The organism is Porphyromonas sp. COT-108 OH2963 (genome assembly GCF_000768895.1).
Lineage (GTDB): Bacteria > Bacteroidota > Bacteroidia > Bacteroidales > Porphyromonadaceae > Porphyromonas_A > Porphyromonas_A canoris.
Window position 1 is genome coordinate 1 of record NZ_JRAP01000018.1, and the last position, 392, is coordinate 392.

The 392-nt window shown below is 54.8% G+C and carries 1 pseudogene; it reads left to right on the top strand.

Going from position 1 to position 392, the window contains the following annotated elements:
- Positions 1-392 (top strand): annotated as a pseudogene (locus HQ39_RS09635) (hypothetical protein); the annotation flags it as partial.

A 392-nucleotide genomic window follows, 5' to 3' on the forward strand; every position in this document is an offset into this window, starting at 1 on the left:
TTACTGGCTGTATCCCTGTCTGTTATGGGATGCAAGAAAGATCCCAAAGAGCCTGCAAAAGCTCCCACGGTAGCAACCGGCTCTGTTTCCAACATCACCACAACAAGTTTCGAGTGCGAGGGGAATGTCTCTGCAGATGGCGGAGCGGCGGTTACGGATCGTGGTGTCTGCTATGCCATGAGTTCTGCTCCCACTATTTCCAACGATAAAGTCTCCGGAGGCTCCGGGACCGGCAGCTTCAAGGTTAGCATCGGCAACCTTACTCCGGGCAAGGTCTACCATGCACGTGCGTACGCAACCAATTCCGCCGGTACGGCTTACGGGCAGGAGGTGAAAGTAACCCTGGTGAAGGTGGTGGAAGGCATCGCTGTATCTCCTACGGAAAAGAGCGT